Genomic DNA, 16,703 nt, shown 5'->3' on the forward strand with positions numbered 1-16,703 from the left:
AGACGGCTAAGGGCCCCCTGCGATTGTGTGGCGCTGCCGCAACTGTCATGATGGAACGGCGCATCCTCAGCGGGCCTGAGAACTGGACGGAGCATAACGCTCATGGCTTGGTCCTTCAGCATCGGAACGATTGCCGGCACGGCAATTCGCGTGCACGTGACCTTCGCGCTGCTTCTGATCTGGATATGGTTGATGCACTACCGGATCGGCGGGACACCGGCTGCGATGGAGGGGATTGCTTTTATCGTCGCCGTCTTCGTCTGCGTCGTGCTCCACGAGTTCGGCCACATCGCCGCGGCGCGGCGTTTCGGGATCAAGACGCCGGACATAACGCTGCTGCCGATCGGCGGCGTCGCCAGACTCGAGCGCATGCCGGAAGAGCCCGGCCAGGAATTCGTGATCGCCATCGCCGGCCCTCTGGTCAATGTGGCGATTGCCGCGGTGCTCATCGCCATCCTCGGCAGCTCGGGCATGGAGCAGATAGCGGGCGTCGAAGACCCCCAGAGCGGATTTCTGGCAAGGCTCGCCGGCGTCAATGTTTTCCTCGTGATCTTTAATATGATTCCCGCCTTCCCAATGGACGGCGGCCGCGTGTTGCGGGCCGCACTCGCCTCGCGGCTCACCTGGTCGCGTGCGACCCAGATCGCCGCAACGATCGGCCAGGGCCTTGCCTTCGTCTTCGGCTTCGTCGGCCTGTTCTACAATCCTCTGCTTATCTTCATCGCCATCTTCGTCTATCTGGCCGCAACGGCGGAAGCCCAGAACGCTCAGATCCGCGAGATCTCCGGCAGCGTGATGATCTCAGATGTGATGATCACCGAATTCGCGACCCTCGACCGCTCGGCGACCATCGACGACGCCATCGACACGCTGCTTGCCACCACGCAGCGCGAATTTCCGGTGGTCGATGCCGCGGGCCACTTCGAGGGACTGCTGACGCGTGACGACATGATCCGCGCTCTGAAGGAGAAAGGCCCGTCGACACCGGTGGTCGCCGCGATGCGCCGCGGCCTCCCGACGATCCATCATCGCAAACGCCTCGAGGAAAGCCTGCGGCTCATGCAGGAATCCCATTCGCCGGCCATCGCCGTCCTGGACGGCTCCAACCACCTCGTCGGGCTGATGACGCACGAAACGATCGGCGAGATGATGATGGTGCGTGCGGCCGCCCCGGGCCGCGTCCGGTTCGGCCACCTGCGGCAGACCGGAAGCCGAAGATGAGCCCGAACGTGGATGGAACCGATTCGGCGCTCCGGAGTTCGGGCACAACCCGACGGCGCCGCAGGCCTTCGCAAGACACGCAAAATCGAGGAACCTGCAGCAGACAAATCGGATCAACTCAATGCTCGTGACGGTAGAAGTTCTCACGATCGTCCTGGTCGCGATAGCAACGGCATTGGCCCTTGCCCATGCGCTCGAATTGCCGGGCAAATTGCGATTGCCTAGGGACGTGTATCAGGCGATCCAGGCAATCTACTATCCGGGATTCACCATCGGGGGCGCGGCAGAGCCGGCGGCGCTGCTTCTGACTGCCGCTCTCCTCTTTCTCATGCCGAGCGGGACGGCGGCCTTCTGGCTGACAGTCGGCGCATTCGCCGGATTGCTGGCGATGCATGCCGCGTACTGGATCCTGACGCACCCGGTGAACAACTTCTGGCTCAAGGATACGCAACTGGGAGGAACGGGCGCCCGCTTTTTCGCTTTCGGCGCCCCTCGCGCTTCTGCTGTCGCGGACAAGGAGGACTGGACCGCCCTGCGGGACCGCTGGGAGCGGTCCCACGTTGTGCGGGCCGTTCTCGGCCTCGTAAGCCTCGTATTGCTCGCAACGGCGATAGCTCTCTGAGCACTGCGCTATGTGCCACCACCAAGGCGCGGTGCCAGCAGGGCGATCGAAATCGACCCGAAGCCGAGGACCTTCAACGCGGCAACGACCATGTGGCCCGTCTCCCATCTAAGGCGTACCGCTTCGAAGTCCGGCGGTATCGGGCCCGGTTTCCAGGTGGCCAGGATCGCGTTTGCCGGGGCGACGAGCGTGAACCACGCCGCCAGCCCTCCAGCGAAAAAAGCAGCGCCGGCGAGGGCGAACCAGAAAGCCGGCCGCTCATTGGCGAGCAGGTAGGAAAGAAAGCACGCCGCAAGTATCGTCGTCACGTCGAGCGGCCCGCCGACCTTTGCAAAAAGCACGAATTGGCCGTTGAAGACGGTTGCCTCGCGCCAGAGTTCCGGCGCCCAGACGAACAGCCGGGGCGGCGCCTCCAATACATGGGCAAAGGAGGGGCCGAGGCTGAGAGCGGCGAGCAGCAGCGATACCAAGCCTGTAAGATAAACGACCATTTCCCGCCTGTACGCATGTCATCGGCAGCCTGACCTACAACTTTGGCGATGGGCAAGTGTTCCAGAAAAAGAGAGACTATGCCGCTCTCGCCAATCTCACGGAATGTTGTTGAGAGAGGCCTCACTGCAGCCGCCTATGTGCCGGTATGATCCCCGGAGAACGGAGATCGATCCATGCACGCGAAGATGCCCGGGGGCCTGTTGGCCGGGTTCCTGCTTCTCCTCGTTCCCACCCAAGGCTTCGGCCTCGACCTGCCGCGTTCGGGTCATCCGATATTCGACCGCGTCGTCACGCTCGTCGCCGACAACTTTCACGATCCCTCAGCGCTCGACGGCTTTGGCGCAGCGGTACGGCAGGAACTCGATGGCGGCGACCCGCTGAACGCGAAGAGCACGGAGCCCCGTGTCGATGCTGCGATCGAGAGAATCCTCGCGAGCCTCGACGCGTCGCACACGGCCCGCTTCACGCAGGATTCGATTGCCTATTACGAACTCGCCGACATATTCCGTTACGCTATCCGCCACGACATGAAGCGGCTGTTCCCGCCGGATGGCCGGGCCAGCTATGCCGGGGTCGGCATGGTTACCCGGATGGAAAACGGCCTGCCGTTCGTCAGCGACGTCTATGACGGCTCGCCTGCGGACAAGGCGGGTATCCGGGTGGGCGACGAGGTTCTGTCCGTGGATGGCGCGCCGTATCGCGAAATCGAATCCTTCCGCGGCAGGACCGGGCAAAAGGTGGAGATCCGCCTGCGCCGCAATGCCGGCGCACAACCCTTTACGACCAGTGTCGCGGTCGAGCGGCTACGGCCTTTGCCCACATTCGAAAAGGCGATCGAGAACAGCGTGTCCGTCAATGTGAGCGATGGGCGGCGCATCGGTTATCTGCGTCTTTGGACGCTCTCCAGTCCCGACGGACTCGATATCGCAGCACGGGAACTGGCGACCGGCCGTCTCAAGGACGCCGATGGCGTCGTCGTCGATCTGCGCGGACGCTGGGGCGGCGGCCCGCCCGACGCGGCGGAGCTCTTCGTCGGCGATACGCCGAACTTCAGGCTGATCTCGCGCAGCGGCAAGGATATGCTCGCCAATGTCCGCTGGCGCCGCCCGGTCGTCGCCATCATAGACGAGGGGTCGAGAAGCGGCCTCGAACTCTTCGCCTATGCGCTGAAGGCCAATGGAATCCCGCTCGTCGGGACGCGCACGGCGGGCGCGCTTCTTGCCGGTCGCGCCTATCTCCTGCCGGACGACAGCATGCTGGAGCTTGCGGTTTCCGATGCGGTAATCGACGACGGCGTGCGGCTGGAGGGGCGCGGCGTCGAACCGGACGTACCCGTTCCGTTCGCCCTGCCCTACGCCGGCGGACGCGACCCGCAGCGCGAAGCCGCCATGGAAGAGATGCGGCGCATCCTCGCCAAAGGCTGAGCCGGCGATCCGTTTCTTGAACGCGGGGCCGCGCCGAGCCCGCCCTTCCCTCGTCTATTCGCTTTGCCGGAAGTTTCGGATCCGGTCAAAAAGCACCGCGAGCACGATGGCGCCGCCGATGAAGGCGCCCTGCCAGAATGCGTTGATCCCGAGCAGGCCGAGGCTGTTGCGGATCACCTCGATCAGCGCAGCTCCGATCAGAGCGCCGGAGGCCGTGCCGGCGCCGCCGGCAAGATTGGCGCCGCCGATGACGGCAGCGGCGATGACCTGAAGCTCCATTCCTGCGCCGATATTGGTCGTCACGGCCCCGAGCCAGCCGGTCTGGATGATGCCTGCGATGCCGGCTGCGAGCGCGGAGATCATGTATACGGCGACCTTGATCCTTCTCACCGGAACGCCGGTGAGCGTCGCGGCATGCTCGTTGCCGCCGATGGCGAAGACGTAGCGGCCGAACTTCGTCCAGCGCAGAACGAAGCCGGTGAGGAGTGCCAGGACGATCATGTACAGCACCGGATTGGCGATGCCGAGGAACCAGGCGCCGCCGCCAAGAGCCAGGAGCGTGTCGTGGTCCGGGCCGAACTCGAATACGACCGTATTGTTGGAAGCGACCATCGCCAGGCTTCGCGCGATCGAGAGCATTCCGAGGGTGATCACGAAAGGCGGAAAGCCTAGATAGGCGATCATGACGCCGTTGAATGCGCCGGCGACCAGCGCCGTGCCGATCGAGGCGGCAATACCCACCTCGATGCCGTAACCGGCATGCATGACCACTGCCAGCACCATGCTGCACAGGCAGAGGACCGAACCCACCGACAGATCGATGCCGCCGGTAATGATGACCAGCGTCATTCCGAGAGCGATGATCGCGACGAAGGTGAAATTGCGCGTGATGTTGTAGAGGTTTTTCGCCGTTGCGAAGGAGTCGGTGGCAACCGACAGGAAGAGGCAGGCGAGGATGACCGCCACCAGGACCCAGAATGCCTGGCTGGCCAACAGGAACGAGAGCCATCCCCGGTCTCTCTGTCCGACTGCCCGATCGAGCGTAATTGCCATTGTCGACCTTCGCTTTCTCTCCGATTGTTCACACCTGTTCGATGGCGCCGGTGATCAGGCCCGTCACCTCCTCCGGCGAACTCGCGGCAATCGGCTTGTCGGCGACCTTCCTGCCCCGCCGCATGACGATGACCCGGTCGGCGACTGTAAAGACGTCCGGCATACGGTGGCTGATCAGCACGACGGCGATGCCCCGGTCGCGCAACTCGCGGATCAGGTTCAGCACCTCGGCCACCTGCCGCACCGAAATGGCCGCCGTCGGTTCGTCCATGAGCACGATCTTGGCCTCTGAAAGCATCGTCCGCGCGATTGCGACCGCCTGCCGCTGACCGCCTGACATTTGCCTGACCAGGTTGCGCGGCGGCGTCTCCGACTTCAGCTCCCTGAAAATCTCGCCGGCGCGGCGGTACATCGCCTTGTAGTCGAGTATGCGCAGCGGCCCGATGCCACGCCTGATCTCCCGCCCGAGAAAGACATTCGCAGCGGCCGTGAGGTTGTCGCAGAGCGCCAGATCCTGATAGACGATCTCGATGCCGTGCTGCCGCGCCTCCACCGGACGATGCATCACGAGTTCCGCACCGTCGAGCCGGATCGTTCCATGGCTCGGCCGGAAATTGCCGGCCATCATCTTGACCAGCGTCGACTTGCCGGCGCCGTTGTCGCCCATGAGGCCGACCACCTCGCCGCGCTCGAGCGAGAGCGACACGTCGCTCACCGCCTGAATGGCGCCGAAATGCTTGGAAATGTTGACGAGTTCGAGAACTGCCACAGCCGTCTAGCCTCCCGAAGCAGCGGGCCGCCTCCCCCGCTTTCGCGCTCTCCCGGCAAGGCGACCGGTCCCATTTACGCAAATGCGCGGGAAAGCGTCAATCAATAGTCCTACAAATCGCTTCGCACATACGCTGAAACTCATATTGTCATACAAATAGTCGTTGACGTGCCGTTCGCGCGGATATTAGCTAGTGCTGGGAGGAGAGCATGCTGATCCTTGTCCCCGGGGCACGGGCAGGGTCAGGCGGCACTTCATCGCGGCGCTGCTTGACGATCCGCGCGCGACCGGCCGCTCTTCAACGCCTCGATGGATCGACGGCTGCGCGACGCCGCCGCCTACCGAAATTCTCATATTTCAAGGCGCGGGCACGCGCGTGTCCGCTTGTTTCAAGGGAGGATGGAATGAGGAAGGCACTATTGCTTGCCGTTGCCGCTCTGGCACTCAGCGCCGGAACGGCCATGGCCCAGAAGAAACAGCTCGTCATCGTGGTGAAGGGGCTGGACAATCCCTTCTTCGAAGCGATCAACCAGGGTTGCCAGAAGTGGAACAAGGAAAATCCGGAGGCGGAATACGAGTGCTTCTACACGGGTCCGGCCTCGACCTCGGATGAGGCCGGCGAGGCGCAGATCGTCCAGGACATGCTTGGCAAGGCGGAAACCGCAGCCATCGCCATCTCGCCATCCAATGCGAAGCTCATCGCGCAGACGTTGAAGACCGCCAATCCATCGGTTCCGGTCATGACCGTGGATGCGGATCTCGCCGCCGAAGACTCTGCCCTGCGCAAGACCTATCTCGGAACGGACAACTATCTGATGGGCTACCGCATCGGCGAATACATCAAGAAGGCCAAGCCCAATGGGGGCAAGATCTGCACCATCGAGGGCAATCCCGGCGCCGACAACATTCTGCGCCGCGCCCAGGGTATGCGGGACGCCCTGACCGGCCAGAAGGGCCTGGCGGAACTCAAGGGCGAAGGCAACTGGACGGAAGTGGCAGGCTGCCCGGTCTTCACCAATGACGACGGCGCCAAGGGCGTGCAGGCGATGACCGACATCCTTGCCGCCAATCCCGACCTCGATGCTTTCGGGATCATGGGCGGATGGCCGCTGTTCGGCGCGCCACAGCCCTATCGCGATCTGTTCAAGCCGATGGCCGACAAGATCGCCAAGAACGAATTCGTCATCGGCGCCGCCGATACGATCGGCGAGGAAGTCGCGATCGCCAGGGAAGGATTGGTCACCGCTCTCGTCGGGCAGCGGCCGTTCGAAATGGGTTATAAGGCCCCGCAGGTCATGCTGGACCTGATCGCCGGCAAACCGGTCGAAGATCCGGTCTTTACCGGCCTCGACGAGTGCACCAAGGAGACCGCGGATACCTGCATCCAGAAATAACCGGTCGAAGGCCGGCATCCTGCCGCGCACGGCGCCGCAGGCTGCCGGCCTTCGAACTCCTTGGTTCAGATCTGCCAGTCCGCGTCGAGCGAATAGGCCTTGATGTAGTCGATCTTCATTTCGGACCCGTCGGCGAGACCGTCGCGCGGCGTGCCGGCGATGCCGCCCACCGCCAGGTTGACGAGCATGTACATCGGGTCGTGCATGTCGGAAGGCGTGTCGGCGCGCGCGATCGCCGCATCGTCGAAATACCAGACGATCTCCTCTTCCGTCCAAAGCACCCCGTATGTGTGAAAGCCGCTCGCATCGGCGACCTTCACCGCATTTTCAATGCTCGTTCTCGAGCCCGTTTCATTGGAATGCACCGTCGCTATGACCGTATTCGAGTCCTGTCCGCGCATTTCCACGACGTCGAGTTCCGGCGGCCAGGAACCATCGGCGGGCAGCAGCCAGAAGGCCGGCCAGACGCCCTGGTCGTCCGGCATGTCCGCGCGCATTTCGAAATAGCCGTAGGTCTGGGCAAAGGACGAGTAGGTCGTCAGCATTCCGGACGTGTAATCATAGCCGTTGATCTCGGCCTGGATCGCCTCCGACGCCGGCGCGGCCGTGATCGTCAGCACGCCGTTGTTGACGGAGAAGGGGTTGACGGAAGCGGTCGGCTCGTAGCTCGGATTGATATACCATTGCTGCTCGCCGTTACTCGAAAGCGTCGCTCCCTTTTCCGGCGCCCACCAGAATTTGGCATCCCAGACCCCGCTTGTACCGTTTCGGAGCTGAAGCGTATTGAACTCGTCCGAGAAAGTCTGAGACAGGACGGAACGGTCGAGGCTTAGCCTGAACTGGTGCGCCTGCAATTCGTCGGCGGTGGTGTTCGCGAATACCAGACTCTCGCCATCGGCGAGATGGAGCCGGAGATCGGCGCCTTCCTGAGCCACATTGGACAGAATCTGCTCGAACGACGTGAAGCCGTAGCCGTCGAGGCGTACGATGTCGTCATAGTTGAAATCGGTGATCAGGTCGCTTCCATTGCCTCGCGCAAACACGAAGGTGTCGGCACCGCCCGCGCCGATCAGGACATCGTTGCCGCCGCGGCCGTCGATCGTCTGCGTTCCCGACCCACCCTTTATGATGTTGTCCGTCTCGTTGCCGAATGCGAACCGGCCGCTTCCGGTAACCGTGAGGTTCTCGAAGTTCGCCGGCAGTGTGTAGCTCATCCACGTGCTTATCGTGTCCACGCCCTCGCCGGCCGCCTCGTACGCCCGGTTGATCGACGAATAGAGGTAGTAGATGTCGTCGCCCCTACCGCCGATCATGGTGACGTTCACGGAGCTGTCGCCCCACATGGAATCGTTGCCGGCAGTGCCATGGAGTGTGGGGCCTGAGCCGGTGGCGGAGAACCACGCAGTTGAACTGCCGCTGTAGTAAAGCGGCGTTCCCACGGCGTTCAATACGGTTTTGCTCATCGAAATGTCTCCAGTTTGATGGTCGGTTTCCTCCGCTCACCCCGGCCGCTGATCGCGGTCCTCAGGCCTAATCTAGACGGGGCTCAAGTTTTAATAACCCCCAAGAGTTTGGGGGACGGACGGGGAACAAAGCAGCGGTCACTGCGTTTTTTGAAGTTGGCGGCGGCTGCGGAGGGAACATGCACGGCGCAGAAATTCTACCCAAAACAACGATTGACGATGTCACGACTTCTGACACGCCCGATTACCGCGCCGTGCTCGACGCCCTTGCGGTGCCCGTTTATGCGACCGACGCCGAGGGCATCGTCACCTACTGCAACGCCGCGGCTGCAGCCGTTGCTGGTCGTGAGCCGGAGCTCGGCAAGGATCGCTGGTGCGTCAGTTGGCAACTGAGGCGGCCGGATGGCTCACCCCTCCCGCACGACGAGTGCCCAATGGCGCGCACATTGAAAGAAGGACAGCCGGTCAGGGGCGAAGAAGTGGTGGCGGTCCGGCCGGACGGCGCCTCGGTCCCGCTTCTGCCGCATCCGACGCCGATCTTCGACGACACGGGCGCATTGACCGGAGCCGTCAATGTCCTCATGGACCTCAGTGGCGCGAAGGATATGGAGCGCAGTTCCCGCTATCTCGCCGCGATCGTCGAATCTTCCGACGATGCCATCGTCGCGAAGAACCTGGACGGGATCATCACCAGCTGGAACCGCGGCGCGCAGCGGCTTTTTGGCTATGCGGCCGAAGAAGTTATCGGCGAGTCGATCACCATTCTCATACCGCCAGAACGCCTGAGCGAGGAGCCCGGCATCCTCGAACGCATTCGCAGAGGCGAACTGGTCGACCACTTCGAGACCAAGCGCCGGCGCAAGGACGGGACCCTGGTGGACATTTCGCTTACCGTTTCCCCCGTCAGGGATGCCACCGGCCGCATCATCGGCGCTTCCAAGATCGCCCGCGACATCACCGAGACGAAAAGCGCAGCAGAGGCACTGGCTGCCCGCTTTCGTGAGCAGGCCGCGTTGTATCGTCTGACCGAAAGGGTGCAGCGTACCAAACGGATAGAAGAGGTCTACGAGGCGACACTGGATGCCATTCAGGGCGCCTTGAATTGCGACCGCGCCTCAATTTTGCTCTTCGATGAGAAAGGGACCATGCGGTTCGTCGCCGCGCGCGGCCTTTCGGAGCATTATCAGCGCGCTGTCGACGGACACTCCCCTTGGATTACGGGAGCGAACGAACCCGAGCCGATCTTCGTCGAGAATGTCGACGACGCGGAATTCTCGCGAGAGCTGAAGGAGAGCATAGTCGGCGAAGGCATCGCCGCGCTCGGCTTCTTCCCGCTCGTCACGGAAGGCAGGCTGATCGGGAAATTCATGACCTACTACGACCGGCCACACCGGTTTGCGGATTCCGAGATCGGCATGGCGCTCACCATCGCGCGACAACTCGGATTCAGCATCCAGCGCATGAGAGCCGAATATGCACGGCGCCAGGCCGAGGAGCAGCTGCGCCGCAACGAGGCGAACGAAAGGGCGCGCGCGGCCGAGTTGGCGGCGATCATGGAGGCCGTGCCGGCGTTGATCTGGATTGCACGCACGCCCGATTGCCGCGTCATCAGCGGCAATAACAGCTCCTACGAGATTCTGCGGCTGCCGCACGACAGCAATCTGTCGATGTCGGCGCCTCCCGGCGAGCACCCCACCAACTTCCGCGTTTTCTCTGAAGGGCGCGCATTGTCGCCGGAGGAGCTGCCCGTACAAAGGGCGGCTCGCGGCGAAGAGGTTCAGAATTTCGAGGAGGAGGTGCGCTTCGACGACGGAAGCTCCCGTCATATCTTCGGCAACGCGACTCCGCTGCGCGACGTCACAGGCGAAGTGGTCGGAGCTGTCGCTGCCGCTGTCGACATCACCGGGCGCAAGCAGGCGGAGGAGGCGCTCCAGGAAAGCGAACGGCGCCTGCAGCTCGCACTGGATGCCGGGCATATGGGCGCCTGGGAGTGGAACCTCGAAACGGGTGAGGTGATCTGGTCGCCGGGGTTGGAGGCGCTTCACCGTATTGAGCCCGGATCGTTCGGAGGAACGCTGGCCGACTTCAAGCGCGACATACACCCGGACGATCTTCCCTTGATCGAGCGCGAGATGGCCAGGGCGATCGAGACAGACGGAGACTACCACGTCGTCTACCGTGCTCAGCTTCCCGACGGGACAATCCGGTGGATGGAGGCTTTCGGACAGCTTTCGCCGCGCAACGGCCCCAAAAGGCGTTTGACCGGCGTCTGCATGGACATCACGGAGCGCAGGGAGGCCGAAGCGCAGCGCAATCTCCTCGTCGCCGAGCTCAGCCACCGCGTGAAGAACACGCTGGCGATCGTCGGGTCGATCGCACGGCAAACATTCTCGACCAATCCGGACGCCAAAGCGGCACACCGTTCCTTCGATGCACGCATAAGGGCCCTCGCGCAAACCCATACGCGCCTGGCGGAGGCGAGCTGGTCGGGCGTCTCCCTGAAAACCGTGCTGTTCGACGAATTGTCGCCGTATCACGACGACAGCAGGACGAATGTGACCCTTGCGGGCCCGCCGGCGATGCTGCCGCCCAAGCATGCGCTGACACTCGGCATGGCGGCGCACGAGCTTGCAACCAATGCCGCGAAACATGGGGCACTCTCCGTCAGGAGCGGAAGAGTCGATATCGAGTGGATGATCGACGTGGCAAGTGAGCGGCTGCGGATCTGCTGGAGCGAGACGGGCGGACCGGTCGTTGTCGCGCCGAAGCATAATGGCTTCGGCCGTCTGCTGCTCGAGCGGGTTCTCGCCTCGGATCTTGGCGGTGAAGTGCATCTCGAGTTCGCGCCGCAAGGGCTGGTATGCACGATCGATGTTCCCTATCCGCGCGGAGCCCCCGGATGAACCACGGAGACCAATATCGGGTGCTCGTCGTGGAGGACGAGTTTCTTGTCGCACTGCAGATTGAAGCTGATCTCGTCGCTGCCGGCTACTCGGTGATCGGCCCATTCACGAGCCTCGCTCAGTCGATCTCCGCCGCCCGCGCGCATCCGTTCGATATCGCTACTCTCGATCTCAATCTGCGCGGCGAGTTCGCCTATCCGCTCGTCGACGAACTCATGGAGCGCGAGGTGCCGGTGCTTCTGTTGACCGGTTATACGGCGCTTGACTTGCCTGAACGATTTCGTGCCCTGCCCCGCCTGGCAAAACCCTTCGACGGCACGCAACTCATCCAGAAGATCGAAGGCCTCCACCCGTTTAATGGCAGCCCGGCCGGCGTGTGAGCCGGCCGGTGCTAGATTACAAGTGGGTCGCGGTGCTGAGCGGTTGCGGCAGAAGGTGGCGGAACGGCGCACCCTTTTTTCTACTGCCGCCGATCTCACATTTCTGTGGGCAGGAAATGGGAAAGCGGCACCTGTAGTGCGCCGGCGACGCGCTTGAGCTTCGCTGGACTGAAGTCCGTGCCATTCTCGATATCGTTGATTTCGACGACGGCGAGGCCGCAGGTGACCGCGAGATCCTCGATGCTGTAGCCGACCGCTTCACGCGCGGCCTTGACGCGAGCGGCGATGTCGCCGTTGGGCATCGGAGCGGCTTCCTTGTCGCCAATGTTGGAGGGTGAAATAGACATAAATGTCTCCTTCTCTTGGCATGAAAATTCTTACGAATTTTGCTGTTGAGTACGGGTCGACACGCGTCACTGCATGCCCCCTGAACCGCGATTCAAGGGAAAAAACATGCAGCAGATGAAAGTGCTGCAGCGACCTTTGTGCGCGTGAGACGCGCGGTGCTGCAGGACGGCGGTAACGTTTTATGTCATCGTTGTAACATGGACAAGCCGAAATCGCTCTTGTGCACCGGAAGCGGCAGTCGGCTACTGGAATGTCGGTTTCGGCACCGTGGGGTTGCGATGTCTCGATTCGGCGATCAGGCCGAGAATCGTGCCCGGCAACTGCGAGCGAGGCGCGGATGAGGGCGGCGATAACGGTTGGGGCCGGCAGATCACAAAAGTTTACTGGAAAGCCCGCCGGGCCGGTCAGGCGCTTCCCACGCGACATATGGAAAAGAAATCTCGAATACATTCAAAGGGTCGCAGGTCGCTGCTGCATACTCGCCGATGCCGTTCCGCAAGGCCGGTGGGGTCTGACTTCCTCGGAACGGACCAAAATCCGGTTTTCAGGCGGCGCCGTTATCCATACATTGAACGGTATGGGGATTCCTAATTTAGCTGCATCACAGTTTTTTAACGGCAAATTTGCTTCGTACCGACTGCTGCTCGGCACTGAATCTCCACTTGGCGGATCGCCGCCGCCGAGCATGAAACCGGGCGCTGCCATACGGCACTCGCCCCGGCCGGCAGATTGTTCAAGCCACAGAGGCGACCGCAAACACAACGTCCCGGATCTTTCCGTTCGCGCTTCGCGTGGGCCCAATGGCCGCGCGTACCGACCGTCGGATTAGATTGGGATGCCGTGTGCGCCGAGGGGAAGGAATTGGAGATGAAGAACCAAACCGGCAATGAGACTCAGGCCCGAACGCCCGCCGCCCCATCGGAAGGCAGCAGTATCTGGCAGCAGTTCGAGATGATGCGGCACGCTTTCGTCGCCTCGCCGGTTTTGAAGCCTATCCTATGGCTGGCGGCCGGCAGCTTCACCATAATCATCGTCACCGCCATCGGGCAGATCGTTCTCAACCGCTGGTACCGGCCCTTCTTCGACGCGATCGAACGGCGCGATCTCAACAGTTTCTTCTATCAGCTCATGCTGTTCGTCCTCCTCGCCGGCGTCCTGCTGGTGTTCAACGTCGCTCAGCAGTGGCTCAATCAGATGGTGCGCCTGAAGCTGCGCGAAGGGTTGACATTGGACTTGATCGGCGAATGGATGCGGCCGCGGCGTGCCTTCCGGCTGGCCAATGCCGGCACGATCGGCGTGAACCCGGATCAGCGCATGCAGGAAGATGCCGGCCACCTTGCCGATCTCACGACCAGCCTCGGATTCGGGCTTTTGCAATCGTCGATCCTGCTCATTTCGTTCGTTGGCGTCCTGTGGTCCCTTTCAGCGGGCTTTGCCTTCCAGATCGGCGAACGGTCGCTGGAAATTCCCGGCTACATGGTGTGGGCTGCAATCCTCTACGCCGGCTCCGCGTCGTGGCTGAGTTGGCTCGTCGGCCGCCGGCTGATCGTTCTGAACGGCGAGCGCTACGCCCGCGAAGCCGATCTTCGCTTCTCGATGATGCACGCCAACGAGCATATCGACGGCATCTCGCTTGCGGGCGGCGAGGCTGGGGAGCGACGGCGCCTGCAACTCGACCTCTCCTCCGTGCTCGACGCCACGCGCAAGATATTCCGAGCCGAGATCAATCTTGCCTGGGTTCAGGACGGCTACGGCTGGGTCACGGTCGTCGCACCCATTCTCGTTGCAGCGCCAGTTTATTTCGCGGGAAACATTAGCTTCGGCGGCCTTATGATGGCGGTGGGGGCGTTCAACCAGGTGCACTCGTCGTTGAAATGGTTCGTCGCCAATGTCAGCGCCATCACGGATTGGCGCGCAACGCTGCTGCGCGTTGCCGCCTTTCGCCGGGCGCTGATCACGGCAGACACGCTGCACGGCGATGAAAAGCGTATCGAATTCGTCGAGAACGAGAGTGCCACCATGACGTTCGAGAACCTTGAGGTGGTCTCCCGCTCGGGTCGAACCAGGCTGGCGGAGTCTCGTATCGAGATCTCCCCCGGCCAGCGGGTCAACATCATCGGCGATCCGCGTGCCGGGAAGACGCTGGTCTTCCGGGCGCTCGCCGGGCTCTGGCCCTGGGGAAACGGCCGCGTGGGAATGCCGGCCGGCGAAGCCGTGGCCTTCATTCCTCGCGCGCCTTATTTCCCCCGCGGCCGCCTGCGCGACGCCCTTGCTTATCCGCACGCCGACAGTTTCCCCGACAAGGTGCTCGTGACTGCGCTTGCGAAGGTCGGGCTCGACCATCTCGCGACGTCGCTCGATCGCGAGGCCCGTTGGGAACGCGAACTCGGTGACGACGAGCAGCGCCTCCTGGCCTTTGCCCGGCTCCTCGTGCAGAAACCCCGTTGGGTGGTCATCGACGAAGCGCTGGAGACCATGGACGCCGATGCCCTGAAACGGGCCCTTTCGATCTTCGAGGCCGACCTGCGGGAGACCGCGGTGATCAAGATCGGCCGAACGCCGCGAAACGGAGTGCAGTTCTCCCGCGTGATCCATCTCGTCAAGGACGCCGAAGCTCCGGCCCTGAAGCCGGTTCGCCTCGGCGGAGGTGTTTCGGGCCTGGAGGTGGCCGCACGCGGTGCGCCTTGAGTTCGGATCGAAGTGCTGCGGCCTGATAAGACGCGCGACTGCTGCTTCAAACGCCGCGCCTGTTGCCCCAGATGAGGACATGCAGTTGCGGCAGGACCCGCGCCTCGAACCACCTGTCGGCAACAACCCTATCGACCAACCAGCGCATCCGCTCCATCACGCCGTCGATATCGATCGGCGCGTCCGCCTCCTCCGCGGGCGGCGGAGTATGGTTGCCGGGCTGCAGATAGACGGGAAGATGCGGATGGCGCGCGGCAGCTGTCATTGCATAGGCATAGTCCGCTTCATCGAAGACCACGAATTTCAATACCGTCTGCGGCTTGTTTCCAGCACTGCGGAGACAGTCGTCCAAAGCTTCCCAGTCGGTCTCCATCCCGCTCGAGGGCGGCTTAGGACTGAGCACCAGCACGTCGAGAGCGGCGAACCAGTCGCGAGCGACCGAACCTTGCGTTTCCAGGGCGAATCGATAGCCTTTTTCGTGCCCGCGGCCGATCAGATCGCCGAGCGGCTGTATTGCCGGGTTGCCGCCCGATAGCGAAACCATCACAGCTTCACCGCCCGAAAGCCGAACGATTTCCTGCCAAACCTCCTCGGTCGACATCGTTTGCCATTCATGCCGGTAGTTGCTGTCGACGGCATGGAGGCTGTCGCACCAGGAACAGCGGTAATCGCAGCCGCCGCTCCTGACGAATACCGTTGGCAGGCCGATCAGCACCCCCTCCCCCTGGATCGTCGGTCCGAATATCTCGCTGACGCGGATTTCGTTCGATCGGGTGTGGATCATGGCCGATATTCCGCCCAGGTCTTCGCTGTCTCGCTGACGCGAACGGCTGTCGTCTCGGGCAGCCGAGCCTGGCACCATTCGTAGAAATGCTGCGCCAGGCATTCCGCCGTCACCCGATCGTGCCCGAGCACGTCGTTCAGATGGCGGTGGTCGAAGCACTCGTCGATATATTGCTTCAGTGGCGCGAGTTCGTGGTAGTCGCGCACGAATCCATGCTCGTTCAGCGTTTCGCCGGAAAGCTCGACCTCGACGATGTAATTGTGCCCATGCAGCCGCGCGCATTGATGCTCGGCCGGCAGGCTCTTCAGCTGGTGCGAGGCGGAGAAATGGAATTCCTTGGTGATGCGGAACATCATTTCACCTCTTCGGCAACGAAGGAGCCGGTCGCCGCGACCCAGAAGTCCGGATCGTCATATTCCGTCGGATCAGGGACGCCCGCGAGGTGAAAGGCTTCACGCCGTTCGACGCAGGTGCCGCAGCGCCCGCAATGGCGGGCACCGCCCTTATAGCAGGACCAGGTCTCGGCAAAGGGCGTATCGTGCCTTGCTCCGTCCGCGACGATGTCCGCCTTCGAGACGTTCACAAAGGGCGCATAGAGCGCGACATCCGCATAGCCATCGAGCGCGTGGTCCTGCATTGCCTGGAAAGCATCGATGAAGCCCGGCCGGCAATCGGGATAGATGAAGTGGTCGCCCCCGTGCACGGCGGTCGCGACGGCATCCGCCTTGCGGGCTGCAGCGACCCCGAAGGCGATGGCAAGCATGATGGCGTTGCGGTTCGGCACCACCGTCGCCTTCATCGTCTCTTCGGCATAGTGTCCGTCCGGGACGTCCACCTCGTCGGTGAGCGCCGATCCGGTGAGGCGGCGGCCGATCTCGCGGATGTCGATGATCTGGTGCGGGACGCCCAGGCGCCTGGCGCAGGCGGCGGCGAAATCCAGTTCCTTACGGTGCCGTTGGCCGTAATCGAACGACAGGAGGCCGGAAAGCTCCTGTTCAGCCGCGACCTTGTGCGCAAGCGAAACGGAATCCAATCCGCCGGAGCAGATTACAATTGTCTTCATGACAGGTGTCCTTGTTTTGACCGGGTAGGCTGCGACCGGAGTTCTACTGCGCGCCTTTTAGGCCAAAGAGGACGGCTTGTGAATGGCCGACCGGTCGAT

At 62.7% G+C, this 16,703-nt stretch carries 15 protein-coding genes; 7 read left to right on the top strand and 8 right to left on the bottom strand.

The window, feature by feature from the left end:
• Nucleotides 1-102 precede the first annotated feature (102 nt).
• Together M1D43_RS22315 and M1D43_RS22320 are read left to right on the top strand one after the other, a co-directional pair.
• Nucleotides 103-1,221 (top strand): site-2 protease family protein, encoded by a 1,119-nt coding sequence (locus M1D43_RS22315; RefSeq protein ID WP_013850582.1) that lies wholly within the window; start codon nt 103-105, stop codon nt 1,219-1,221.
• A gap of 121 nt (nt 1,222-1,342) precedes the next feature.
• On the top strand, nt 1,343-1,843 hold the full coding sequence (locus M1D43_RS22320) for an anthrone oxygenase family protein (RefSeq protein WP_013850581.1): 501 nt from the start codon (nt 1,343-1,345) through the stop codon (nt 1,841-1,843).
• Between the two features lie 8 nt (nt 1,844-1,851).
• Here M1D43_RS22320 and M1D43_RS22325 read toward each other — a convergent pair whose 3' ends face one another.
• On the bottom strand, nt 1,852-2,334 hold the full coding sequence (locus tag M1D43_RS22325) for a hypothetical protein (RefSeq protein WP_010975890.1): 483 nt from the start codon (nt 2,332-2,334) through the stop codon (nt 1,852-1,854).
• Nucleotides 2,335-2,508: 174 nt separating this feature from the next.
• Between M1D43_RS22325 and M1D43_RS22330 the strand changes: the two genes are divergently transcribed.
• Nucleotides 2,509-3,759, top strand: a complete 1,251-nt coding sequence (locus tag M1D43_RS22330) for a S41 family peptidase (protein ID WP_010975891.1) — start codon at nt 2,509-2,511, stop codon at nt 3,757-3,759.
• Nucleotides 3,760-3,813: 54 nt separating this feature from the next.
• Here M1D43_RS22330 and M1D43_RS22335 read toward each other — a convergent pair whose 3' ends face one another.
• Together M1D43_RS22335 and M1D43_RS22340 are read right to left on the bottom strand one after the other, a co-directional pair.
• Complete coding sequence (locus M1D43_RS22335; RefSeq protein WP_004434515.1) at nt 3,814-4,812, bottom strand: ABC transporter permease; 999 nt, start codon at nt 4,810-4,812, stop codon at nt 3,814-3,816.
• Between the two features lie 28 nt (nt 4,813-4,840).
• The gene (locus tag M1D43_RS22340) at nt 4,841-5,581 is read right to left on the bottom strand and encodes an ATP-binding cassette domain-containing protein (RefSeq protein WP_004434512.1); all 741 of its coding nucleotides are present in this window, start codon (nt 5,579-5,581) and stop codon (nt 4,841-4,843) included.
• 404 nt (nt 5,582-5,985) lie between these two features.
• Here M1D43_RS22340 and M1D43_RS22345 point away from each other — a divergent pair, with 404 nt between their 5' ends.
• Nucleotides 5,986-6,975: a sugar-binding protein gene (locus M1D43_RS22345; RefSeq protein WP_014527112.1), complete on the top strand. Its 990-nt coding sequence runs from the start codon at nt 5,986-5,988 to the stop codon at nt 6,973-6,975.
• Nucleotides 6,976-7,040: 65 nt separating this feature from the next.
• On the opposite strand, the gene exsH is transcribed toward M1D43_RS22345, so the two are convergent.
• Entirely contained in the window at nt 7,041-8,438 is a 1,398-nt protein-coding gene (gene exsH, locus M1D43_RS22350; RefSeq protein WP_013850578.1) for an endo-1,3-1,4-beta-glycanase ExsH, read from the bottom strand.
• 179 nt (nt 8,439-8,617) lie between these two features.
• Here exsH and M1D43_RS22355 point away from each other — a divergent pair, with 179 nt between their 5' ends.
• Nucleotides 8,618-11,341: a PAS domain S-box protein gene (locus tag M1D43_RS22355; protein ID WP_014527111.1), complete on the top strand. Its 2,724-nt coding sequence runs from the start codon at nt 8,618-8,620 to the stop codon at nt 11,339-11,341.
• Nucleotides 11,338-11,721 carry a response regulator gene (locus M1D43_RS22360; RefSeq protein ID WP_014527110.1) on the top strand — a complete coding sequence of 128 codons (384 nt, stop codon included), beginning with the start codon at nt 11,338-11,340 and terminating at the stop codon, nt 11,719-11,721. The genes M1D43_RS22355 and M1D43_RS22360 overlap by 4 nt, the downstream gene beginning before the upstream one ends.
• A 95-nt stretch (nt 11,722-11,816) precedes the next feature.
• On the opposite strand, the gene M1D43_RS22365 is transcribed toward M1D43_RS22360, so the two are convergent.
• Nucleotides 11,817-12,068: a helix-turn-helix domain-containing protein gene (locus M1D43_RS22365; RefSeq protein ID WP_003528529.1), complete on the bottom strand. Its 252-nt coding sequence runs from the start codon at nt 12,066-12,068 to the stop codon at nt 11,817-11,819.
• 868 nt (nt 12,069-12,936) lie between these two features.
• Here M1D43_RS22365 and M1D43_RS22370 point away from each other — a divergent pair.
• A complete protein-coding gene (locus M1D43_RS22370) occupies nt 12,937-14,757 on the top strand; it encodes an ABC transporter ATP-binding protein/permease (RefSeq protein WP_017263555.1) in 1,821 nt (606 codons plus the stop codon).
• A gap of 46 nt (nt 14,758-14,803) precedes the next feature.
• Here M1D43_RS22370 and queE read toward each other — a convergent pair whose 3' ends face one another.
• Genes queE through queC form a run of 3 tightly spaced genes read right to left on the bottom strand, consistent with a single transcriptional unit; the run spans nt 14,804 to nt 16,604 of the window.
• A complete protein-coding gene (gene queE, locus M1D43_RS22375) occupies nt 14,804-15,541 on the bottom strand; it encodes a 7-carboxy-7-deazaguanine synthase QueE (RefSeq protein ID WP_013850574.1) in 738 nt (245 codons plus the stop codon).
• Nucleotides 15,538-15,894, bottom strand: coding sequence for a 6-carboxytetrahydropterin synthase QueD (queD, locus tag M1D43_RS22380; protein ID WP_003528526.1), 357 nt, complete (start codon nt 15,892-15,894; stop codon nt 15,538-15,540). Before queD ends, queE begins: the two co-directional genes overlap by 4 nt.
• Nucleotides 15,894-16,604 (bottom strand): 7-cyano-7-deazaguanine synthase QueC, encoded by a 711-nt coding sequence (gene queC, locus M1D43_RS22385; RefSeq protein ID WP_010975901.1) that lies wholly within the window; start codon nt 16,602-16,604, stop codon nt 15,894-15,896. The genes queD and queC overlap by 1 nt, the downstream gene beginning before the upstream one ends.
• Nucleotides 16,605-16,703: the final 99 nt, after the last annotated feature.

The sequence above is a fragment of the Ensifer sp. R1-3 genome, from assembly GCF_056739175.1.